Origin of the sequence: Streptomyces sp. NPDC057565 (assembly GCF_042801455.1) — a bacterium.
Classification (GTDB): domain Bacteria; phylum Actinomycetota; class Actinomycetes; order Streptomycetales; family Streptomycetaceae; genus Streptomyces; species Streptomyces yanii.
Genome location: NZ_JBHVFU010000001.1, coordinates 501,085 through 525,469 on the forward strand (window position 1 = coordinate 501,085; position 24,385 = coordinate 525,469).

The 24,385-nt window shown below is 71.6% G+C and carries 11 protein-coding genes; 9 read left to right on the plus strand and 2 right to left on the minus strand.

The window, feature by feature from the left end; all coding sequences use genetic code 11:
* The first annotated feature begins 80 nt into the window (after nt 1-80).
* From ACFU8W_RS02110 to ACFU8W_RS02130, 5 genes are all read left to right on the plus strand, one after another.
* Nucleotides 81-1,241 (plus strand): cytochrome P450, encoded by a 1,161-nt coding sequence (locus tag ACFU8W_RS02110; RefSeq protein ID WP_327242726.1) that lies wholly within the window; start codon nt 81-83, stop codon nt 1,239-1,241.
* Nucleotides 1,242-1,310: 69 nt separating this feature from the next.
* Entirely contained in the window at nt 1,311-2,195 is an 885-nt protein-coding gene (locus ACFU8W_RS02115; protein ID WP_384031393.1) for a DUF6039 family protein, read from the plus strand.
* A 128-nt stretch (nt 2,196-2,323) separates the two neighbouring features.
* The gene (locus tag ACFU8W_RS02120; protein ID WP_327242725.1) at nt 2,324-2,911 is read left to right on the plus strand and encodes a Crp/Fnr family transcriptional regulator; all 588 of its coding nucleotides are present in this window, start codon (nt 2,324-2,326) and stop codon (nt 2,909-2,911) included.
* Nucleotides 2,911-9,732, plus strand: a complete 6,822-nt coding sequence (locus tag ACFU8W_RS02125) for an amino acid adenylation domain-containing protein (protein WP_384031395.1) — start codon at nt 2,911-2,913, stop codon at nt 9,730-9,732. The genes ACFU8W_RS02120 and ACFU8W_RS02125 overlap by 1 nt, the downstream gene beginning before the upstream one ends.
* The gene (locus ACFU8W_RS02130; protein ID WP_384031397.1) at nt 9,729-10,502 is read left to right on the plus strand and encodes a thioesterase II family protein; all 774 of its coding nucleotides are present in this window, start codon (nt 9,729-9,731) and stop codon (nt 10,500-10,502) included. Before ACFU8W_RS02125 ends, ACFU8W_RS02130 begins: the two co-directional genes overlap by 4 nt.
* Here the strand turns inward: ACFU8W_RS02130 and ACFU8W_RS02135 are convergent.
* Nucleotides 10,412-11,185, minus strand: a complete 774-nt coding sequence (locus ACFU8W_RS02135) for a 4'-phosphopantetheinyl transferase family protein (protein ID WP_384031399.1) — start codon at nt 11,183-11,185, stop codon at nt 10,412-10,414. The genes ACFU8W_RS02130 and ACFU8W_RS02135 overlap by 91 nt on opposite strands.
* Before the next feature lie 82 nt (nt 11,186-11,267).
* Here ACFU8W_RS02135 and ACFU8W_RS02140 point away from each other — a divergent pair, with 82 nt between their 5' ends.
* From ACFU8W_RS02140 to ACFU8W_RS02155, 4 genes are read left to right on the plus strand one after another with little or no spacing between them, the layout of a single operon-like run.
* The gene (locus ACFU8W_RS02140) at nt 11,268-12,503 is read left to right on the plus strand and encodes a hydroxymethylglutaryl-CoA synthase family protein (RefSeq protein ID WP_384031401.1); all 1,236 of its coding nucleotides are present in this window, start codon (nt 11,268-11,270) and stop codon (nt 12,501-12,503) included.
* 11 nt (nt 12,504-12,514) lie between these two features.
* Nucleotides 12,515-13,306: an enoyl-CoA hydratase-related protein gene (locus ACFU8W_RS02145; protein WP_345519347.1), complete on the plus strand. Its 792-nt coding sequence runs from the start codon at nt 12,515-12,517 to the stop codon at nt 13,304-13,306.
* Entirely contained in the window at nt 13,303-20,100 is a 6,798-nt protein-coding gene (fabD, locus tag ACFU8W_RS02150; protein WP_384031403.1) for an ACP S-malonyltransferase, read from the plus strand. The genes ACFU8W_RS02145 and fabD overlap by 4 nt, the downstream gene beginning before the upstream one ends.
* Nucleotides 20,097-22,451, plus strand: a complete 2,355-nt coding sequence (locus ACFU8W_RS02155) for a PfaD family polyunsaturated fatty acid/polyketide biosynthesis protein (protein ID WP_384031405.1) — start codon at nt 20,097-20,099, stop codon at nt 22,449-22,451. The genes fabD and ACFU8W_RS02155 overlap by 4 nt, the downstream gene beginning before the upstream one ends.
* Here ACFU8W_RS02155 and ACFU8W_RS02160 read toward each other — a convergent pair.
* Nucleotides 22,378-24,333: an alpha/beta fold hydrolase gene (locus tag ACFU8W_RS02160; protein WP_384031407.1), complete on the minus strand. Its 1,956-nt coding sequence runs from the start codon at nt 24,331-24,333 to the stop codon at nt 22,378-22,380. The two genes, ACFU8W_RS02155 and ACFU8W_RS02160, sit on opposite strands and share 74 nt — an antisense overlap.
* Between the last annotated feature and the right edge of the window lie 52 nt (nt 24,334-24,385).

The following is a 24,385-nucleotide window of genomic DNA, read 5'->3' on the forward strand; positions in this document are numbered from 1 at the left end:
GGTTTCCACCCGGGTCAGGCTGCGCACTGTCTCAGATACGCCTGGGAGAGGTGACAACGGTCGTGCCGGATTCCTACCCGATGAACCGAACGTGCCCCTTCGACCCCGCACCAGAGCTCGCCGAACTACGCCGTCGGCCGTCCATCTCGCGGGTGCGGCTGGACTTCGACGACAGCATGGTCTGGCTGATCACCAAGTACGAAGATGCCTGCACCGTACTGCGCGACACCCGGTTCAGTTCCGACTTCACCCGACCGGGATTCCCGGCCCGGCTGACGTCCCGCCCGCCGGGGCCCGGGACGTTCATCAGGATGGACCCGCCGGACCAGACCAGGCTGCGCGGCCTGCTGGTGCCGGAGTTCAGGCTGAAGCGGGTCCAGGAGCTGCGCCCGATGATCCAGCGGATCGTCGACCGGCTGCTCGACGAGATGATCGCCAAGGGCTCGCCGGCCGACCTGATCGAATCCTTCGCGCTGCCACTGCCGTTCGTGATCATCACGGAACTGCTCGGCGTCCCCGACGAGCACCGGGAGTTCTTCTACGAGACCACCAACATGATCGGCGACCAGAGCATCAGCACAGCCGAGCGGATGACGGTGCGCACCAAGCTCAGGTCGTTCCTGGAAGAGCTCGTCAGCAGCAAGGAGGCACACCCCACGGGCGATCTGCTGAGCCGGATCCTGGAACGCCGCGAGGGGGCCGAGGTCAGCCGTGAGGAGGTCATCGGCATCGCCACCCTGCTGATGGTCGCCGGGTACGAGACGGTGGCCAGCCAGATCGGTGTGAGCACGCTGGTGCTGCTCCAGCACCCGGAGCAGCTCGCCGAGTTGAAGGCCGACCCGTCCCTGATGGACGACGCCATCGAGGAGCTCGTACGCCACCAGACCGTCACCGATTACGGTGCCCGGCGCGTGGCGACCGAGGACGTGCGGGTAGGTGGAGAACTGATCAGGGCGGGCGAGGGCGTGCTGGTGGTCCTCGGCTCGGCCAACCGTGACGAGTCGGTGTTCGCCGACCCCGACCGGTGGGATATGCACCGGGGGGCGAGGGAGCACCTCGGCTTCGGCTTCGGGCCGCACCAGTGCCCGGGGCAACTGCTCGCACGCGCACAACTGGAGATCGCGCTCAACACCTTGTTCCGGAGGCTGCCCGATCTCAAGGTGGCCACATCGATCGAGGAGGTTCCGTTCCGTGGAGACATGTTCGTCTACGGCGTCCACCGCCTGCCCGTTACCTGGTAACGGGCAGGCCGGCCCGGTTCCTGCCGCATCTGTCCCGCAGTACAACGACGTACGGAAGGAGTCAGAAAAGTGTCGATAGCCCCGAACACCCAGGACTCGGGCGACCGCACCGCCCTGCACCAGGCGGCTGCCGCAGGCGATGACGTACTTCAGTCCGCGAACGCCGGAGTCGTCGTCGAGCGCACCGCGGTGATCGCTGCCGGACTCGCCACCGAAGCCCACCTGTTCGCCCGCCAGCTCACGGAGGCGATCAACAAGGGCAACCCCGGGACGGCGACCGCCTTCGTGTACGACGAGACGTTCGGTGTGCAGGGGCGCCTGCACTGGATGATCCACCTGCGTTCGATGGGCGACTACGAGCGGATCATGCGGACCGCGGCGACCGGACCCGAGCCGTGGAGTCGTCTCTTCGTGCCCGGCAGTGTCAAGGACCGCGTCATGCTGCCCCAGTTCTGGGGCATGTACAACACCAGCGCGGAAGGAGACCTGGCCAAGCAGACCGCCGTCTTCCAGGGCACCGAACGCATCACCGGTCTGCCCCCCGCCTACCAGCAGACCACGATCCCGCTCGACCGGCTGCTGAACTCCGCCAACTGCGGTGTGCTGATCCACCGCACCGGAGTGCTCGACTACGACCTGCGCTCCGAGGGAAGGCAGTTCGCCCGCGAGGTCGCCGAATCGATCAACAGTCATGTCGGTGACGATGTGTCGGTATTCGTGTACGAGGGTGCCTTCGGGCCCGCCGACCACCTGCACTGGCTGATTCACATGCGGTCCATGGCCTCGTACTTCCGGCTGCTGGAAATGCACGTACGGAACGAGGACGTACGTGATCTGTACTTCCGTGAACTGATTTCCGCCGAAAAGGGTGGTGGCACCTGGGCTCGGATGTTCCTCCCGGGCACTCTCGTGGACACCGCGATGACGCCACAACAGTGGCATCCCGATTTCTGACCCGTGTCGGCCGATGGATGGGGGAGTACGGGGGAGTAATGGCCCTGAGCGTCGCGGAACACAAGTGTCTTACCGACCAGATCGGCGCGATCTGTCGCCGTGAATGCATTGGTGCCACGCCGATCAGGGTGCGGCGTAGATCCAACATCTACAACAGCGGGCAGGCCGATTCCCATGTGTACTTCGTGGAAAGCGGCCGGGTGAACCAGATGATGTTCTCCCCGGACGGAAAGGTCTGCCTGCTGTCCGTGCACGGCCCCGACGAGATATTCGGTGAGGGCTGCCTGCTCGAACCGGAGCAGCAGGCCACCGCGAGCGCGATGAAGGACACGGTGCTCCGAAGAGTGCCGGCCGGCAGATTCCTCGCCGCCCTGGGCGAGGAGGGGCTTCTGGAGGCCTTCATCCGGTACCTGGTCAATCAGATGGCCGAACAGCAGCAGGTGATCCTCGGTTTCGCGACCATGGACAGCAAGCTGCGACTGGCTACCGCACTGCTGCAGCTCGGCCGCAAGTTCGGCAGGCGGCACCCGCAGGGCCTGTGCATCTCCGAACGGCTCACCCAGGAAGAACTGTCCGAGATGGTGGGGACAACCCGGTCCAGGGTCGGATTCTTCCTGAAGGGATTCGGAGCGGTCGGCTTACTCAACTTCGACCGCAATGGATTCATCGTCGTCGACGAGAAGCGACTGGCGAACTATGTGGGCATCTCAGCCTGATGAAGGGAAATTCGGTGCCACACGTACGGATATCCGCCGGTGAGGAAACGTCGGCCGGAGTCACGGCCGGAATCATCGGAATGCTGGAGGAGCTGACGGACCGGTCCGGGATCGAGGAGACCGATGTGCTGGAGAGCATCGGCCTGAGTTCCATCATGGCCGCCCGGCTGCTGCTGGAGATCCATGACCGGTACGGGGTCGATCTGCCCCTCGACCGGCTCGACCGGTCATCCACCGTGGCGGCGCTGGCCGGGGCGGTCGCCGGCGGGCCGGGGGTACCACCGGGCCGTGCCGGCGGGATCAGACAGCTGGACGTCCCGGTCCGCCCACCGGGCAGACCGGGCGGGTCCGAGGAGTTCCCGCTCACCTCGGTCCAGCAGTCGTACGTGGTCGGCAAGCACCCGCAGTTGAGCCCCGACACCGTCGGCTGCCACCACTACCGCGAGTTCGCGCTCGCGGACACCGATGTGGGCCGGCTGCGGAACGCCTGGCGCATGGTCCTCGGCCATCACGCAATGCTGCGTGTCGTGGTGGCCGGGACCCGTCAGCGCATCGGTGACGGCGGGACATGGGACATCACGGCGCACGACCGGCGCTCCGGCTCCCGCGCGGACTTCGACGCCCATGTGGCGTCGGTGCGGAACCGGATGTCCCACCGCTGCTACCCGCCCGACAGGGCGCCCCTGTTCGAGATCGAGGTCTCCCACGGACCGGGTGGCCTGGATGTCGTCCACCTCAGCATCGACGGTCTGGTGACCGACGGCTACGGCCTGGAACTCCTGCTCGATCACTGGGGGCAGTGCTACCACGACCCCGGCACGGAACTGCCCGTTGCCGGGATCAGCGCCCAGGACTGTGCATGGGCCCTGGAGGAACACCGCGGGACAGCGGAGTTCGCCGCAGATGTCGACTACTGGACCACCCGGCTGCGCGAGATCCCCGCGGCCCCGGACGTACTGGCGGCGGACCGGCCGCCCTCCGGCGGAGAGCTGTCCTGCCACCGCCGCGAACCGCTCGGGGCCACCCTCGCCCCCGAGCAGTGGCAGGCCCTGCGCAAAAAGGCCGCGGCCTGGGAGGTGTCGCCCACCTCGCTGGTCCTCACCGTCTTCGGCGAGGCACTGCAACGGGCGGGCGGCGGGCCGGAGTTCCTGCTCGTACTGACCACCAGCGACCGGGTCCGTCTCCCTGCGGCCACCGCGGAGCTGGTGGCACCGCTCACCTCGACCATGCTGCTGCCGGTGCGGCCCGACCCCGCCCGGCCGCTCGCGGAGTCGGCGGCAGCGACGCACCGCGGCCTCTGGGAGGGGTTCGGGCACTCGTCGGCCTCGGGCATCGAGGTGATCAGGGCGGTCGGGACCGGCCGTGGCGGCAGCGCGGCCCCGCGGCTCCCGGTCGTTTTCACCAGCATGCTCGATCTGCGGCCGAAGCGGCACGACGAGGGATTCGGCCGGCAGGTGTCGTACGCGGTCGGCCAGACCTCCGGCGTCGCCCTCGACCACCAGATGTGGGAGGAGGACGGCTCGCTCCGGGTGCGCTGGGACCTGGTGCCCGAGCTGTTCGCGCCCGGCGCGGGCCGGACACTGTTCGCGGACTTCGTGGGCGCGCTGATGGCGCTGGCCGATCCCGAGGAGGCCGAGGAGCGAGCCCTCAACGAGCTGCAGCAGGGGTATCTCGTCGACCGGCTCGCGGGAGCCCGGGAGGGCTGCCAGGTCTACCAGAGCTTCCGCCTCGACAGCTTCGACCCGGAACGGCTGGAGACGGCCTGGTTACGGCTGGTGGATTCCACGGATGTGCTCCGCACGGACGTGACACCCGGCGGGAAGCTGCGCATACGCGCCCACACACCCCGGAGCCTGCACATCCCCGTGCTGCCGGCCGAAGCGGCACAGCGGCTGCCGCAGGAGATGACCGCCCGCCCCTTCCAGCCCGGCCGGTGGCCGCTGTGGGACCTGCGGATCACCGGCGGGGAGGACGGCGGCCCCGCCGTGCTGCACCTCGCCGTCGACCTGCTCACCGCCGACGGGCTGAGTATCCAGCTCATCGGACGCCGGCTGATGCGTCTGCTGCACGGCGCGGAACCTCCGGACCCTGGCACACCCCCTGCCCCGCAGCCGCCCCCGGCCCGCGACACCCGGGCCGAGGAGCACTGGCGGGCCCGCGCCGCCGCACTCCCGCCGGGACCCGCACCGCGGGACACCGGTGGGCCGCGGACCCGTCTGGAAGGGGTCCGTACCGGCTGGCGCGCCGCCACGGCGACCCTGCGGGACGAAGGGCTACGGGGCGACCCGGTCCTGCTCGGCGCGCTCACCGAGGCGCTCACCGGACTCCTCCCCGACCCGTACCCGCTGGAAGTGGTCCGCTGGCCGCAGGCACCGAGGCCCGCCGAACACACGGCCCTGAGCCTGCTGACGGCCGAACCGCGCCTGCCGTCGCACGAGCGGGCCGCGTACTACCAGCGGATCCTCGACGAGGACACCGCGGCGGACACCGCCTCTGCGCTGACCGGCCTGCGCGGCGTCCGTACCCGGCCCGCGCCCACCCTCCCCGTCGTTCTCACCAGCGCCTACGACGTGACCGGAACGCCCCTGCCCGCGGGCGTCACCCCCGGTCCCGGACTGACCAGTACTCCCGGGGTGGCACTCGACTGCATCGTGACCGTGGACGGCGACCGGCTGCACTACTGCTGGGACGTGGCCCCCTCGGCCTTCGACCCGCAGGCGCTCGCCGAGGCCTTCGCCGCCTTCGGTGACCTGGTCGCCCGCATCGGTGACGTCCCGGACCGCACACAGGCGCTCCATCCCGTCGTGCGCGAGGCGAACGACACCGCCGTCGACTTCCCCGCCGCGCACCCGGTCCACCGCCTCTTCGAGGACCAGGCCCGCGGGCGGCCCGACGCGGAAGCGGTCCGCCGGCGCACGGGGCCGCCCATGACGTACGGGGAGCTGAATCGGCGGGCGAACCGGATCGCCTGGCGGCTGCGGGACCTCGGAGTCGGCCCGGGGACGGCCGTGGGCATCGCCCTGCCCAGAACCCCCGACCTGGTGGCCGCGGTGTTCGGCGTACTCAAAGCAGGCGGTACCTACGTGCCGATCGAGCCCCAACTGCCGCCCGAACGGGCCGAATCCATACGGGCCGACGCCGCCGTCGCAATCGTGCTCGTGGCCGGCCCGGAACAGCGCCGGTGGCCCACGGAGAGCGCGGTCACCACCGTCGATGTGACCGCGCTCGCCGAGGACATCCGCGAACGCACCGACCCACCGGCCCACGCCACACCGTCCGACACGGCCTATGTCATCTTCACCTCGGGCAGCAGCGGCCGCCCCAAAGGTGTCGCGGTGACCCATCGGGCCGTGCTCAACCTCCTCAACTGGTGCTACCGGACCTGGGAGTTCGCCCCCGGCGACCTCGGCATGTGCGTGACCTCACTCGGCTTCGACCTGTCCGTCTTCGACATCCTCGGACTGCTCGGCCGGGGCGCCGCGCTCTACCTCGCCGACGAGGCGGAGCAGCACGACCCCGATCTGCTGCTCCGCGCCCTGGTCGAGGAACCCGTGACCTTCTGGAACTCGGCGCCCACCACCCTGGCCCAACTCGCGCCGAGAATGGCCGCCCACGCGGACCACCCCGGCACCGGCACGCTCAGGCTGGTCTTCCTCAGCGGCGACTACACCCCGCTGTCCCTGCCCGACGAGGTGCGCGCGGTGTTCCCCGGTGCGCGGATCGTGAGCCTGGGCGGGGCGACCGAGGCGACCGTCTGGTCGAACTTCTTCCCGGTCGACGAGGTCGACCCCCAGTGGCGGAGCATCCCCTACGGCAAACCCATCGACAACGCCCGTTACTACGTCCTCGACGAGGAGCTGCGGCCCTGCGAACCGGGCACCGAAGGAGATCTGTTCATCGCCGGGGAGTGCCTGAGCCAGGGCTACTACCGGCGGCCCGAGCTGACCGCCGAGCGATTCGTCGACGACCCGTTCGCCGCCCGTGCGGGAGAGCGGATGTACCGGACGGGCGACCGCGCCCTGCACCGGCCGGACGGTCACCTGGTCTTCCTCGGACGCTCCGACGGACAGGTCAAGATCCGGGGCTTCCGGGTGGAACTGGAGGAGATCGAGCACCGGCTCCGGCTGCACCCGGACGTGCGCGACGCGGTCGTCGTCGTACGCAGCCAGAACGGCGACAGCAAGCTGGTCGCGCATGTGATCCCCGCGAACGGCACGATGCCCGCGGTGCGGGACCTGCGCGCCTTCGCCGCACGCACGCTGCCGGACTACATGGTGCCCAACTACGTGGAGCAGCTCACCGAGTTCCCGGCGACCGCCAACGGCAAGCTCGACCGCGCGGCGCTCGCCCGGCCGCCCGCCGCGCCACAGACAACGCCGGCGGCCCCCGCCGCGGCAGGGGTGCGCGCCGAGGACATCGCCGAGGTCTTCGCCGGACTCCTCGGGCTGGACACGCTGGACCCGGCCGCCGACCTGTGGGACAGCGGTGCCTCGTCGTTCACCATGGTGCAGGCATCCGCTCTCATCGAGGAGCGGTACGGCCGGCGGACCGAGGTCGCGGTGCTGCTCGCCGAGGCCACCTGCATATCGATCGCCCGGCACCTGTCCGCCACGCCCGGGGCAGCCGACGCCGTCGCGCCGCCGGCCGCGCAGGACGAACCGGCCCCGCCCCCTGCACCGAACGCACCGGGCGAACCCGCCGCGGCTCGGGCGGAGCCCGGAACCGTACCGCAGGACACCCCCGAAGCCCTCGAACGGCCCACCGCCGTGGACTTTTTCTCGCCCGAGGACCGGCAGCTCTTCAAATCCGCCGGCCATGCCACCCGGCACGCGCCCGCGCGCAGCGTGCTCCCCCTCGCCGACGTCGGATTCGCCGAGGAGGTCTACGCCGCGCGGTCCACCCAGCGCGACTTCGACTCCGCGCCCCTGCCCGCGGAATCGCTGGCCCGGTTGCTCGGACTGCTGCGCCGCACGACGACGGGCGGACGGTCCCGGTACCTCTACCCGTCGGCCGGCGAAACCTACGCCGTCCAGGCCTATGTGCGGGTGCGGCCCGGCCGTGTCACCGGCGTCGAAGCGGGCGTCCACTACTACCGGCCGGACCGGCACGAACTGGAACTGATCACACCGGCACCGGACTTCGACCGCACCGCGCATGTCTTCTACAACCGGCCGGTCTTCGACAAGGCGGCCTTCGAGCTGTTCCTGATCGGCCAGCGGGACGGCATCACCCCCCTGTACGGGCAGGACGCGGACCTGTACCTGGCGTTGGAGGCCGGCTACATCGGCCAGTTGCTCACCGGGGCCCAGGCCGCCTGCGGCATCGGGCTCTGCCCGGTCGGATCGCTGAACTTCGGCGCCATCCGGGCCGAGTTCGGGCTCGACGAGGGGCACCGGCTGCTGCACACCTTCATCGGCGGCACCCGCACCGGCCACGAATCCCACGGCGCGGCGCCGCAGTACCCCGCCACGGTCCCGGACCGCGGGGCGGACCCGGCCACCCGGTCCGGGCGGGCCACCACGCGGCCGCGCACGGAACCCCGCCCCGCTGACGCACCGCGCGCGGTGGACGACATCGCCGTGCTCGGAGCCGCCGGACGCTTTCCCGGCGCCGACGACCTCGACACCTACTGGCGCAACCTGGCCGCCGGGCACATCGCGATCGGGCCGCCGCCCGCGTCCCGCCGCGCGGCCCTGGGACAGCACGCACCCGACGCGGGCTATCTGCGGGACACCGAGGCCTTCGACAGCCTGCTGTTCCATATCTCGCCGACCGAGGCCCGCACACTCGACCCGCAGACCAGGCTCACCCTCCAGGCCGTATGGGAATGCCTGGAGGACGCGGGGCTGACCGCGGCGTCGCTGCGCGCCACGGCGCCCCGAATCGGTGTGTTCACCGGGGCGATGTGGCAGGACCACCAGCACATCGGCGCGGACGCGTGGCGGCGTGGCGAACAGGCGGAGATCTTCGGCGGCGCGTCCGAGATCCCGAACCGAATCTCGCACCACTTCGGTCTCACCGGGCCGAGCATCGCCGTCGACACCTCCTGCTCCTCCTCGCTGACCGCACTGCACCTCGCCGTACGCAGTCTGCGCTCGGGCGAGTGCGACGCGGCGGTCGTCACCGGCGCCAGCCTCGTCTCGCACCCCTACCACCTGGCACTGCTGGAGGACGGTGGCCTGCTCCGGTCCGCCGGAGTGCCGGGGGCGTTCTCGGCAGACTCCTCCGGGTGGATACCGGGCGAGGGCATCGGCGCACTCCTGCTGCGCCCCCGGCCGGCCGACGGTGCCGAATCCGGCGGCGTTCCACTGCGCGGGATCATCGAGACCACCTGGACCGGGCACATCGGCGGGGCGGGCCGCTACGGCTCGGCGAACGCGGAGGCCCTGACCGCCTCGATCGGCCAGACCCTGCACGGAGCCGGACTCGAGCCCGGTGACATCGGCTACGTCGAGTGCGCCGCTGCGGGTGCGAGTATCGCCGACGCCGCCGAGATCACCGCACTCGGCGAGATCTTCCGCACCGGTGGCCGCCCGCTCGTCGGCACGGTCAAACCGGGCATCGGGCACCTGGAGGCCGCGGCAGGGCTCTCCCAGCTCATCAAGGTGCTGCTCCAGTTCGAGCACCGCCGGATCGCCCCGACGGTCCGGGCCGCCTCGCTCAGCCCGCTGATCGGCTTCGAACGGGTACAGCTCGCCGACACTCTGCGGGACTGGGAGCCGCTCGCCCCCGGCGCACCGCTGCGCGCCCTGGTCAATGTGACAGGAGCATCCGGCACCCTCGGCCACGCGGTGCTCAGGTCCGTTCCGGGGCAGTCATGAACGCCGGTGTCTGGGCGTCCACCGGCCCGGGTTTCGAGGAGGCGCCGATCCGGCTGCTGTGCTTCGCGCACGCCGGCGGCGGCCCGCTGTTCTACCGCCCCTGGCGGGACCCCCTGCTCCCGGAGATCGGGGTGCTCGCCGCGGTCCTCCCCGGCAGGGAGACCCGGGTCAGGGAACGGCCCTGCGAACGGCTCGACGAACTGCTGCCGCCCCTGTTCGACGCCCTGCGGCCCTACGCCGACCGGCCGTTCGCGCTGTTCGGGCACAGCCTCGGTGCGATCGTCGCCTACGAGATGGCCCGGCTGTTCAGCGAGAGCGGGACCGGCCCGCCGCTGCGCCTGTTCGTCTCCGGCCGCCGTGCACCGCACCTGCCCGCACGGCACGCCCCCCGCCACACCCTCACCGACGTCGACTTCCTCGGCCTGCTGACCCAGCTCGGCGGTACCCCGCCCGAAATCCTGCGACAACCCGGGATGGCCGAGCTGTTCCTGCCGTCGCTGCGGGCCGACTTCCGGATGAATGAGACCTACGATCCGGCGCCTGAGCGCCCGCCGTTGTTCTGCCCGGTCACGGCACTGACCGGCGACGCCGATCCCGAGGTCACCCGGGACGACATCGCCGCCTGGTCCGCCGTGACCTGCCGGGACTTCAGAATGCGCACCTTCGACGGAGACCACTTCTACCTCAAGTCGGCTCCGCCACCGGTGGTCTCGGCGATCCGTACCGACCTCGGACTGCTCGACCCCGCCCCGGTGGGCGGCGCACCGTGATGGACGGGCTGCGGCTGCCGCCCCTGGCCGCCGCGCAACGCCAGCGCCGCCACATGCCACGGGGTCGGGCGCCACTGCTGGAACCGCCACGGCTGCGGGGCGTCGGGCAGCTCGGCGCGTAACGGGCCGGGCCCGAGCAGGAATCCGCAGGCGTCGAACGGCAGCCGCAGCCCGAGACCGCGCGCTTTGGCATACGCCTCCTTCAGCACCCAGTGCTGGAGGAAGCGGTGCGCCCTGACCCCGTCGGGCAGCCCGGCGAACCCGGCGTACTCCCCGGAGCTGAGCACCCGCCGGGCGAGCGCGTCGGTGTCGGTGCGCCGCCGGACCGTCTCCACATCGATCCCGCAGTCCGTACCGGCGGCCAGCACACAGGCCACCAGCCCTCCCGTGTGCGAGATATTGAACCGCAGCCAGCGGTACGCGCGCGGCTCGGCGATCTCCGGGCGCCCGAGCGGCGATCTGACGAACGCCCAGGCGCGCGGCGGAACCCGTGGAACCCACCAGCTCAGAGCCGTGCGCAGCAGCACATGGGCCGCCACGTACTCGGCGCGGTCGCCGACCCGGCGCTCCGCGACATCCAGCTCGTCGGCGGACAGCACCCGGAGGTATCCGTCCGGTGGCCCGGTCACCGCACAGGTCCACACATGCACGGGGTGCTCGGGCCACCCGCTCGGCGAAGTCACCGTCCCATCGTGACCACCGCGCTTCCGGCCGCCTGCTCAATGCTGCGCAGACCCGGGCCGGGCCGCCCGCTAGAAAAGTCGCGTGGGTACTGGCAGCACAATCGGCATCGAAGCGATCCATTCGTACATCGGGCCGGCCTTCGTCGACGTACGGGAACTCTTCGTCGCCCGGGGCCTCGACCTGAGCAGATTCGACAACCTCATGATGCGGCGAAAATCCGTGAACCTGCCGTGCGAGGACCCGGTCACCAACGCGGTCAACGCGGCCCGGCCGCTCCTCGCCGAACTGGACGAGGACGCACGCGCACGGATCGAACTCCTGGTGGTGGCCACCGAATCCGGCCTCGACCTGGGCAAGCCCATCAGCACCTATGTGCATCACCACCTGGGGCTCGGCAACGCCTGCCGGTCCTTCGAGGTGAAACACGCCTGCTACGGGGGGACGGCCGCCCTGCAGACCGCCGCTGCGATGATCGCCGCCAGTCCGGTACCGGGCGCGCTGGCCCTGGTCATCGCCACCGACGCCCCGGGTACCGCCGCCCGCGGCACCACCTGGGAGCCCGCCGAGGGTGCCGGTGCGGTCGCGATGCTCGTCGGCTCACCGGGCCGGATCCTGCGGCTCGACCCGGGAGGCAGCGGCTTCCACACCTTCGAGGTCCTGGACACCGCCCGCCCGCGCGCCGATGTGGACGTGGTCAACGCGGACGCCTCCCTGCTCGCGTACATGACCTGTCTGGAGAAGAGCTTCGAGCACTACTGCCAACGGGTCGCGGGCGCCGATCTGCGCAAGACCTTCGGCCACCTGGTCATGCACACCCCATTCCCCGGCATGGTCAGGGGCGGACACCGGCTCCTGATGCGCAAGAAGGCAGCGGCGGGCGCGGCAGAGATCGACCGGGACTTCACCGAACGGGTCGCCCCCTCCCTGGAGTACTGCGCCGACACGGGCAATCTGTTCTCCGGCGCCCTCTATCTCGCCGTGTGCTCGCTCCTGGAGCACGCCCGTCTCGACGGCCCCGAACGGGTCGGGCTGTTCTCCTACGGCTCCGGCTGCGCCTCGGAGTTCTTCAGCGGAGTCGTGGGTCACGAACCGCCCGTCCGACGCGGCATCGACCGGCAGCTGGCCGACCGTTACCCGCTGACCGTGGCCGAGTACGACCGGATCACCGGCATGGCCGACGACCGCGGATTCGGCACCAGGGACGCCGTGTTCGACACCGGACCGTACGCGGCTGCCTACGAGCGCCGGATGGCGGGGCGCGGGCTGCTGGTCCTCGACCGGATCGACGCCTACCGCCGCACCTATCGGTGGAGCTGATGGAGCCGGCCATGGACCCGAGAATCACCGTTCGCGAGGACGGCGCACTGCTGCGGATCACCCTGGACCGTCCGGACCGCCGCAACGCCATGGACGCGGCTCTGGTCGACGCGCTGGACGCCGCGCTCGACCGGGCCGAACGCAGCCCCGATTGCCGGATCGTGGTCCTGCAGGGCCGGGACGGCATCTTCTGCACCGGCATGGACATCGCGGGGGCGGCCCAGGACACTCCCGCGGACGACGAGCACACGGCCCGCCGATTCTTCGCCCTGATGACCAGACTGGCCACCGTCCCGCGGATCGTGGTCGCCCTGGTGGACGGACAGACCACGGGCGGCGGCGTCGGCCTCGCGGCGGCCTGCGATCTGATGTTCGCGGCCCCCCGCTCGTCGTTCGGCCTGCCGGAAGGACTGTGGGGACTGCTGCCCTGTTGCGTACTGCCGTTCCTGATCCGACGGGCCGGCCGGCAGACCGCGTACACCATGTCACTGACCACCCTGCCGCTGTCCGCGGCCGAAGCGGAACGCCGCGGGCTCGTGGACGCCGTGGACGACGATCCCGAGACCCTGCTCCGGCGGGTGGCGTTCCGGGCGGGCAAGGTCGCGCCCGATGTGGTGGGCGACCTGAAGACCTATCTGACCCGGCTGCGGCCGATGCCCCCGGAGACGGAGGACATCGCCGTGGCCGAACTGATGCGGCTGACCTCGTCGGACCGGGTACGCCGGAACTTCGACGCGTTCGCCGCCGACGGCACCTTTCCGTGGCAGAGCAGCACCGCCCCCACCACGAGGAGTTCGGATTGACTACCGCATGGGTGTTCCCGGGCCAGGGTTCGCAGCGCAAGGGCATGGGGGAGGACGTCCTCGACCGCTATCCGGAACTGTGCGCGATCGCCGACGCGGTCATCGGACACCCGGTACGGGCGCTGTGCCTGGAGGACGACGAACTGCTGCACCATGTGCGCTACGCGCAGCCCGCGATGTTCGTCGTGAACGCACTGAGTTTCCTGGCCGCCCGCGACGACGGCGACCCGCTGCCCGATTTCGTCGCCGGGCACAGCCTCGGCGAGTACGCGGCACTGTTCGCCGCCGGGTGCTTCGACTTCGAGACCGGGCTCCGGCTGGTGCGCCGCCGGGGCGAGGTGATGGACGGTGTCACCGGCGGCGGCATGCTCGCCGTGCTGGGACTGGACTCGGAGCGGGTCGGCCGCACGCTGGCGGCCCGCGGCTTCGACGACGTCGACCTCGTCAACCTCAACGGGCCCGAGCAGCTGGTGCTGTCCGGGCCCGCCGCGCGGGTGCGGGAACTGCGCCCCGTGCTGCGGGAGGCGGGGGCGACGAAGTGCGTCCTGCTCAATGTCGACGTGCCCGCCCACTCCCGGTACATGGAGGCAGCGGCCGACGAGTTCGCGACGGACCTGCACGCGGTACGGTTCGCGTCTCCCGCGGTCCCCGTCATCGCCAACCTGACGGCCGCGCCCTACCCGGCCGACGGAATCGCCGACATGCTGCGGCGTCATCTGTACCGTCCGGTGCGCTGGCTGGACAGCATGAACCTTCTGCTGGACGAAGGAGTCGCCGAGATACGCGAGATCGGGCCCGGGCAGGTGCTGGGCAAGTTCTGGGCCGCGGCGAAGGCCGCGCGGACGGACGCAGGGACCGGGCCGGCCACGGACGGCGGTTCGCCCGCCGCGGAGGCGGCCCCGCCACCCGCCGCCACCGTGCCGGGCGCCGACCGGCTGGTACTGATCTCGGCCGCGGGCGCCGAGCAGCTGCGCGAGGTCGCCCGCAGACTGCGCGACCATGTGCGCGAGCACCGCGGGCTGCGGACTGCCGACGTCGCGTACACCACCCAGACCGGCCGGACGGCGATGGCTCACCGGGCGCTGATCGACGCGCCCACACCCGACGGACTCGTCGACGCCCTCACCTCGTTCATCGACGGGCACCCGGGGGCGCGCCTGCGGCACGCGGTCGTCGGGCCGCAGACCGCCGCCCGCACCGAGGCCGTACCGGCACCCCGCACGTTCGACGAGGCGCAGACCGCGTGGCTCGCCGGGGCGGAAGTCGACTGGGCCCCGTACTGGGACCGGCCGGGCACCCGGGTACGGCTGCCCGCCTATCCGTTCGCGACCCGCCTGCCGGACACACCGGCGCCGCCGCCCGCCGCCGACGATCCCATGGAGGCGTACCTCATCAAGCTCTACGCCGAGGTCTCCGGGATCCCGCGAACGGAACTGCACCCCCGGGTCCCGCTGGAGAGCTACGGGCTCAGCTCCCTGATCGTCAACCGGCTCAACGCCCGCATCGAGGCGGACCTCGGATACACCTCCCGCACGCTGTTCTTCACCCATACCGACCTGGCGGGCGTCGCGGCGGCGCTCACCGAGCACACCGGCACGCCGCGCGACACCGCACGCCCGCTGTCCGCAGTCGGCCCGCAGGACGGCGTGGACGACACTGCCTACGTTGTCGGCCCCGAGGACGTGGACGAGCGTGCCATCGCCATCGTCGGCCTGGCAGGCCGCTACCCGCAGGCGGCGGGACTCGGGGAGTTCTGGGCCAATCTGGCGGCCGGACGCGACTGCGTGGGTCCGATCCCCGAGCCGCGCCGCCGCCCCGGCTGGCCGGTCGACATCATGTGGGGCGGCTTCCTGGACGGCGTCGACACCTTCGACCCACTGCTGTTCGGCATCACGCCCCGGGACGCGGCCCTGATGGACCCCCAGGAACGCCAGTTCCTGCAGACCACCTGGGAGGCGTTCGAGGACGCCGGCTACAGCCGGGAACGGCTGCGCACCCGGCACGGCTCACGCGTCGCCGTCTACGCGGGCTCGATGTACAACGAGTACCCCTTCTTCGGGGTCGAGCGCTCCGCCGCAGGGGATCCGACCGACACGGGTTCGGCGATCGGAGGCATCGCCAACCGGGTCTCGTACTTCTACGACCTGCACGGGCCCAGCATGACCGTCGACACGATGTGCTCCTCCTCGCTCACCGCGATCAACCTCGCGATCCGCGATCTGCGCCAGGGCGACTGCGAGATGGCCGTGGCCGGAGGCGTCAATCTGTCGCTCCACCCGAACAAGTTCATCCAGCAGCGCCGGATGAAGCTCACCGCCTCCGGCCTGCGCTCCCGCAGCTTCGGCGAGGGCGGCGACGGCTTCGTACCCTCCGAGGGCGTCGGCGTCGTCGTCCTCAAACCCCTGCGAGCCGCACTCGCCGACGGTGACCGGGTACGCGCGGTCATCCGCGGCTCCGCAGTGGTGCACGCGGGCCGCACCAACGGCTACATCGTGCCGAGCCCGGTCGCGCAGGGTGATCTCGTACGGCGGGCGCTCGACGACGCCGGCGTGGACCCGACGACCATCGGCTACGTCGAGGCGCACGGCGCGGGCACCGCGCTGGGCGATCCGGTGGAAATCGACGGGCTGGTACGCGGCTTCGCCGAGGCCGGGCCGGAACCCGGCAGTGTCCGCATCGGGGCGGTCAAGTCCAACATCGGGCATGTGGAGGCGGCGGCGGGCATCGCCGGGCTGACCAAGGTGGTTCTGCAGCTCGAACACCGCACGCTGGTGCCGTCGTTGCACGCCGAGCGGCTCAACCCGAACGTCGCCTGGGACGAGGTCCCCTTCGCCGTACAGCGGGAACGGGCCGACTGGCCGGCGCCGGCGGACGGCGGGCCGCGGCGTGCCGGGCTCAGTTCGTTCGGCGCGGGCGGCACCATCGCCCACGCGGTCCTGGAGGAGGCCCCCGCGCCCGTCCGGCGTCCGCACCGCCCGGGCCCGCGTCTGGTGGTGCTCTCCGGCTACGACGAGGACCGGCTGCGCGAAGTCGCCGGACGCCTCGCCGACTTCGTGGCCGCCGAGGGCCCGGAGCTGATGGACGTGGCGCACACCACCCAGACCGGCCGCGAGCATCTTCGCGAACGACTTGCCGTGGTCGCCCTCGACACGGCCGATCTGGCCGCACAGCTCCGCAGGTTCCTCGCCGGTGAGCCGGGCGACACCCTTCGTGGCCGGGCCCCGGCCGGGGCCCGAACGACCGGCCCCGTTCTGCCGGATCCGGGCGACACCGCGCCCGATCCGCACCACCTGGCACAGCACTGGGCACAGGGCGGCACGGTGGACTGGGCCGCCCTGTATGTGGCCGACCGGGCGGCGGGCGCCGCCCCGCGCACCGTCACCCTGCCGACCTATCCGTTCGCCCGGACCCGCTGCTGGGTCGCCGAACCGCCGGGTGTTCCCGGGTACGTCGCGGCGACCGGCAGTGCGTCGATCACCGCGAAGGACACAACCCCGCAGGAGCCCGTTCGGACGGTCCCCCTCTGCACCAAGGTCTGGGAACCTGCCGTCACCGGCGGCCCCGCCACGGCCGCAGTGCCGCCGGTTCCCACGTCCGGCGGAATCGTCGTCTGCCTCACCGACCGGCGGTCGGGACGGACGGCCGAGGCGCTCGCCGCGACGCTGGGCGGCGACATCCGGATCATGCACCCGGACGAGACCGGCACCCTCCCGGCAGCGGAGCGGGTGACCGGCTGGATCGACCTGTGCGATCTCGAAGCCGAAGCCGAAGCCGAAGCCGAAGCCGAAGCCGAAGGGGACTGGCACACCCGCCTCGCCCTGCTGCAACAGCTCCTCGCCGGACGGGCGGGCCGGCCGCTGCGGATCGTGCATCTGACCCGGGGACTGGTCGACCTTCCCGGCGGCACCCCGAGCCTCGCCGGAGCCCGTACAGCTGCCTTCGTACGCGCGCTCGGGGCGGAATACCGCCCGGTCATCGCCACCACGGTGGACGTCGGAGACGCGGCCCCCGAAGACATCGCCCGGTATGTGGCCGACGAATGGCGCAGGCCCAAGGGCATCGGCGAAGTCAGTTACCGCAAGTCCGTGCGCTATGAGCCGAAACTGCGTCCGGTCACCGTCCCGGGCATCCCGCTGCGGCCCGACCCCACCAGGACCTATCTCGTCACCGGCGGCACCCGGGGGATCGGGGCGCGCGTCGCCCGGCACCTCGTGGACCGCGGGGCCACCCACATCGCGCTGCTCGGCACCCGGCGGCACGCGGAGGCGGACGCCACCGTGCGCGAACTCGAACGTGCCGGGGCGCGGGTGTCGCTGCACACCGGAGCGCTCACGGACCGGGCCGCACTGCGCGCGTTCCTCGACCGGGCGCGCGCCGCAGGCGGACCCTTGGGCGGCGTCGTGCACTGTGCCGGAACGGTCGGCAGGGGCAGGCCCGCGTTCGTCCACAGGACCCAGGACGAGATCTCGGCCGTGCTCGAACCGAAGACCGACGGCCTGCAGACGCTCGAAGAGCTGTGCCGCGACGAGCCGCTGGACTTCTTCGTCACCTTCTCCTCGATCTGCGCCTCCGTGCCCAGGCTCGCCTCCGGGATGCTCGACTACGCGGCCGCCAACGGCTTCATGGACTATTACGCCGGCTACCGCCGGAGGCTGGGACCGACGCCCCTGCGCTCGGTCGGCTGGACCATGTGGCAGGACAGCGGTTCCGGACGCGGCGGACCGAACGTGTGCGCATCCGTCGGACTCGCCGCGCTCGACGACGAATCGGCTCTGCACGTGCTCGATCAGGTCCTCGCGCTTCCCGGCGGAACGGTCGCCGTCCCCTGCCCGCCGCTGCACGACACCGTCGACAGGGACGCCCTGTTGCGCGTCGACACCGAACTGAAACCGGCCGCCGGACCGGCGCCCGCGTCCACGCCCGTGCCGGGACCCGTGCCTGCCGCGGGGGTGCCGCGCTGGCTGTCCGGACTGTTCTCGGCCACCCTCGGTGTCGCCCTCGACGACCTGGACCCGACGACGGAGTTCGGCGACCTGGGCGTGGAGTCGGTGATGCTGGGGGAGCTCCTCGAAGGCATCGAGGACCGGGTCGGCCGTCAGCTGGAACCGGCCATGCTGCTCGACCACCCCACCCTGGAACGCCTCTCCCGCCGGCTCGCGGAACTCGGCATCACCGGACCAACAGCCACGGAGCAGGAACCGGCGCCGGAACAGGTCACCCCACCGGCACCGGTGTCGGAGCCCCTGCCGTCACCGGAACGGGTGCCGACCGCGGCGCAGCGCCCCGTACCGCAGGATTCACCGGTCCGCTCCGGCGGCGCCGGGTCTCCCGGGCCCGATGAGCGGGTCGCCGTCATCGGCATGGCATGCCGCTTCCCCGGGGCACCGGACGTGGGGGCGTTCTGGGAGAACCTCACCGCAGGACGCGACTCCATCACCGAAGTGCCCCGGTCCCGCTGGGACCCGGACCGCTATTACCGGGCGACGCCGCAACCGGGCAGGAGTCTGAGCCGGTGGGGCGGATTCCTCGACGGCGTGGAGAATTTCGACGCCGGTTACTTCGGCATGAGCGACGCCGAGGGCGCCGCGCTCGATCCCGCCATCCGGCTCTTCCTGGAGGCGGTCGCCACCGGTCTGAGCGACGCCGGGTACGAACCGCACGAACTGCGGGGCGACGACATAGGGGTGTTCGTCGGCGGCCGTACCTCCGACTATGCGACACGTGCCGGTCTGCACCAGCAGATCCTCCAGTCCGACCAGCACTTCATCGCCGCCCATGTCGCCCACCATTTCGACTGGCACGGCCCCAACCTCGTGGTGGACAGCGCCTGTTCGTCCTCACTGGTCGCTGTGCGCCTGGCGATGCAGTCACTGTTGGCCGGCGACTGCACGACCGCGGTGGTCGGCGGGGTCGAGCTGCTGCTCGACGAACGCCCCTACCTTGAGTTCAGCGCGGCCCGCGCGGTCTCCCCGACCGGCAGATGTCACGCCTTCGACGAGAGCGCGGACGGCTTCGTCCCCGGCGAGGGCTGTGGGGTCGTGGTACTCAAACCGCTGAGCGCCGCCCTGGCCGACGGCGACCGCATCCATGCGGTCATCGAGTCCACCGCGGTCAACAACGACGGTCAGACCATGGGCAGGACTACGCCCAACCCCGCAGCTCAGGCAGCCGTGGTCCGGCGCGCACTGGCCAGGGCAGGGAGGACGGCCGGGGAGATCGGCCTGATCGAGGCGCACGGCACCGGCACCCTCATCGGTGACCCGCTGGAACTGCGCGCACTCACCGATGTGTTCAGGGAGAGCACCGACGCGACCGGGTTCTGCGCGATCGGCAGCGTCAAGTCCAACCTGGGGCATCTGCTGGCCGCCGCGGGTCTGGCCGGGCTGCTGAAGGCGGTGCTCTCCGTCGAACACGGGGTCCTGCCACCCACGCTGTTCTGCGAGAACCCCAACCCGCGCTTCGATTTCGCCCGTTCGCCGTTCTTTCCGAACACATCGGCACGGGACTGGCCGGCCGGACGTCCACCGGTCGCGGGAGTGAGCTCCTTCGGGCTCGGCGGCACCAACGTACATCTGATCGTCGCCGCTCTGGACCCGGACCGGCACGGCACCTCGCCCGCCGCCGTACGGACGCCACTCCCACCCCCGCCGCTGCGGCCGAAGCGCCTGTGGCTGGACCGGCACCCGGTGGCCGAGGAGGCGGGCCCCACGCCTGTCTCCGGATCGCTGACGCCGACGGCGCCGGACACCGACGCACCGCTCGTACCGTCGCTGCTCCAACTGGACTTCATATGAGCGGCAACGGCCGGCGCGCCTGGCTGTTCACCGGTCAGGGTTCCCAGCGCAAGGGCATGGGCGCCCACTACGCCGACCTGCTGCCCGGCCACTGGGAACTGGCCGACCGGCTGCTGGGATTCTCGGTGCGGGAGGCCTGCGCGGCCGACTCCGCCGGGCGGCTGCGCGACACCCGCCATCTCCAGCCGGTCATGTTCGTCCTGAACGCTGTCGCCGGGCTGGTCCGGCTGGAGCGGGAGCCCGCGCCGGACTTCCTGGCCGGGCACAGCCTTGGCGAGCTCAACGCCCTGTTCACCGCGGGCTGCTTCGACTTCGAGACCGGTGTACGGCTGGTGCGCCGCCGGGGCGAACTGATGGCGCGGGCCTCGGGCGGCTCCATGGTGGCGGTGGTGGGTCTGGCACCGGAGCAGATCGAGGCGCTGACCCGGGCCGACCCGGGCGACGCCGTGGAGGTGTCCAACTACAACTCGCTGGACCAGACCGTCCTGTCCTGTCCGCGCGCGGCCGTCGCCGGGCTGGTGGACCGGGTCGCCGAAGCGGGTGGCCGCGCGGTCCCGCTGAATGTGAGCGCGTCGTTCCACTCCCGCGACATGGCGGCCGCGGAGGAGGAGTTCCGCGAGTACCTCACCGGAGTCCCCTTGGACGATCCACGGATTCCGGTGCTGTCCAACGTCACCGCGCGTCCGCATCGGCCCGGCACGGTCGCCGCACAGCTCAGCAGACAGATACGCCGACCGGTGCGGTGGCGCGAGTCGATGCTCCATCTGGCCGCCGAGGGCGTCCGGGAGATCACCGAGATCGGGCCCGGGAGGGTGCTGACCGGATTCTGGGAGTCCGCGCTCGCCGAACCGATCCAGGTGAAGCCGCAGAGCCCGCCGGAGCCGGCCCCGCCACGCGTACCCGTACCGCCCCCACCGGCGGCTTCGGCCTCCACCGCTCCCGCCGCTTCCCCTGCGGCCGGTCCGGCACTCGCCCTCGATCTCGCCCCGCAGGACCTCGGTTCGGCAGAGTTCCGGGAGGACCACGGGGTCCGCTGGGCCTACGCGTCCGGATCGATGTTCCGTGCCATCGCCTCCACCGCCCTGGTCGCGCGGATGGCGAGAGCCGGGCTGCTCGGCTTCTACGGCGCCGGAGGTGTCACTCTGCCCGAACTCGCCGACGCGATCAGGACGATCCGCGCCGACGCCGGGCCCGACGCCCGGTTCGGGGTGAATCTGCTGCACGACCCGGAGGACCCCGCACACGAGGCCGCGACCGTGGATCTCTGTCTCCGGCACGACATCCGCAGCGTCGAGGCAGCCGCCTATCTGCGCGTCACCGAGCCCCTGGTGCACTTCCGCTTCAGCGGCGCGCACCGGGACCCCGACGGCACGCCGGTGGCGGTACGGCACATCGTGGCGAAGGTGTCACGTCCCGAGGTTGCCGAAGCGTTCGCCCGCCCCGCCCCCGCCGCTCTGGTGGCCGGACTGGTCGCGGACGGCCGGCTGACCCGTGAGGAGGCCGAGGTCGCCGCGCTGCTTCCGGTCGCCGGTGACATCTGTGCCGAGGCGGACTCGGCCGGTCACACCGACGGGGCCGCCGCCATGACCCTGATGCCTGCCATGACCCGGCTCCGGGACGACGTCATGCGGCAGCACCGCTATCCCCGGCGCATCCGCATCGGCGCGTCCGGCGGCCTCGGCACCCCCGAGGCGCTCGCCGCCGCGTTCGTGCTCGGCGCCGACTTCGTGGTCACCGGTTCGGTCAACCAGTGCACGGTGGAGGCCGGAACGTCCGACACGGTGAAGGACATGCTCGCCGGACTCGATGTGCAGGACACCGCGTACGCACCGGCCGGCGACATGTTCGAGTACGGCTCCCGGGTACAGGTGGTGCGCAAGGGCACGCTGTTCGCGGCCCGCGGCAACAAGCTCTATCAGCTCTACCGTCAGCTCGACGGTCTCGAAGCGCTGGACGCGGGCACGCGCCGCTCCCTGGAGGAGACCTGCTTCCGGCGCCCGCTGGAAGAGGTGTGGAACCTCGTCAGACAGCGCTACGTGACGACCGGCCGCACCGACCTGGCCGCCGCCGTCGAGCGCGATGCCAAACGGCGCATGAGTGCCGTGTTCCGCTGGTACTTCGGGTACTCCACCCGGGCGGCGATGGCCGGTGACCCGTCGGAGCGGGCGAACTTCCAGGTCCACTGCGGGCCCGCCATGGGCGCGTTCAACCGGTCCGTGGCGGGGAGTGCGCTGGCGGACTGGCGACGCCGCCACGTGGACGGCGTCGCCGAAGAGCTCATGACCGGGGCCGCCGGCGTGCTGGAACGCGCGTCGTGGCGTCCAGCAGGAAGTCCCCGATCAGCTCGCTGACCTCCTGGGCCCGCTCGTGCAGCAGATAGTGGGTGGCGCCCGGCAGCCGCACATGCCGGGCGTCGGGGAAGGTCCGTACGGCATCCCGCAACCGCTCCGGGGAGGCGATGTCGTCGTACTCGCCCCCCAGCGACAGCACCGGCACCCGCAGTTCGGCGGCGCCGGCCAGTGGATCGTGCGACCACAGATCGAGGAGCTGAGCGGCGTACCGCAGCAGAGTGGGACCGGTCGCGAACGGCGCGCGCACCTCCCCGCGCAGAGCCGGATCCACCTGGCGCAGCACGGTGCCCGGATCGATTCCGTCCTCGTCCGCCGGTGCCGCCCCGAACAGACTCATCAGCCTCCCCACCAGATAGGGCTGGGCGGCCAGCGTCGTGCACAGGAATTCGAGATCGCGTTCGTAGGGCGTGTCCAGGCCGTCATTGCGGCCCAGCTGTTTGAACGAACCATTGAGGAAGACCATCGCCCCGATCGCGCCCGGCCTGCGCCGGTACAGCTCCAGGGCGACCCGTGGACCCGTGCACCAGGCGGCGACATGACACGACTCGATCCCCTCGTGATCCATGATCGCTTCGGCGTCGTCGGCCTGGCCCGACACGGCGGACGGCACCGGACCGGTGTCGTGGACGCCCCGCGGATCCCAGGTGATCACCCGTCGGGGCGCGAGGTGGCCGATCAGACGGTGCCACCAACGGGTGCGGTAACCCAGGGCGTTGAGCAGCAGCAGCGGTGGGCCGACAGTTCCCGCGGTCAGATAGCTCAGCGGTGCGCCGTCCCGTGCGGTGATCACGGTGGGGGCCCGGTCGCGCAGCTCCTTGCCGCGGGCCCGCACGGTGTCCCCCCGCATCCGCTGTCCCGCCCGCACGGAGCCGATGAGGCCCGTGAGCGCGGTTCCGTCCAGGGGCGCGCCGTCCACCGCCGACGCGACCGGGTGATCCCGGCGCCGTTCGACGGCGGGCCCGCCGAGCTGGTCCATGGTCGCGCCGAGCCGGTCGGCGAGCTGCCGGTCCACCGGATTCAGCTGGGCGGGGTCGTCGACCGCGGTGACGGTGATGCCGTACCCCGTGCTCAGCCGTCGGCAAAGCTCGGGCACCGGCACGGGTTCGGCGGCCACCAGATTGACGTACCGGCAGTCCGGCCCGGTCCGTTCCGGCAGGGACACCAGGGCGTCGGCGACACGGTCCACGGGCAGCGCGCCGAGCGCCGCCCCGGGGTGCGCGTGCAGGCGCAGCGGCCGGTCGCGCAGATATCCGGGAGCGCGCTCGTCGAGTTCCTCGCGCACCGCTTCCAGGGTCGTCAGCAGGTGCAGCAGACCGCCGTCGCGGTCGTCGGGCGGGGCGCCGGGCCGGTCGGCCGCCGGGTCGGTACGCACGATGTGGGCGACTATCCCCAACTCGGCGCACCGGGCGGCAACTTCGTCCTCCCTCGGTTGTCCCGGCCAAGGCCCCTCGGGCAGCGGCTGCGGATGGTTCCGCGCCTGTACCGGCCGGGCCGGACCGACATGCCCGAAGCTGCGGACATCGAGGTCCGGCAGGAGCGACAGCAGCGTGCGGGTGAGCGCGGCGTCCTGCGCGTCCCCTCGCTCACGGTCGGGGTCGCAGCCGGTCGCCAGACACCAGACCTCGTCCGCGGACACATCCGTGCCGCCGTCGTGCGGCTCGGGCACGAGCATCCCGTCCGGGTCCTTGACCAGCGGCACATGGATCAACCGGGTCCTTGCGTCCCTCCGTTCGCGCGGCGGAAGCCGGGCGAGCACCCGGTCGACCAGATGGCATTCGGCGCCGAGCAGAATCACCTTCGCCGTGGTCGCCGAGAGATAGCGGGCGGCGAGAGCAGTGGCCAGCGACCGCGGGCGGCCGGCGATGAGAACAGGTCCGCGCATAGGCGTCTCACTTGTCGTCCGGGCGGGTGGGACGCCCATCGTGCGCGGCGGT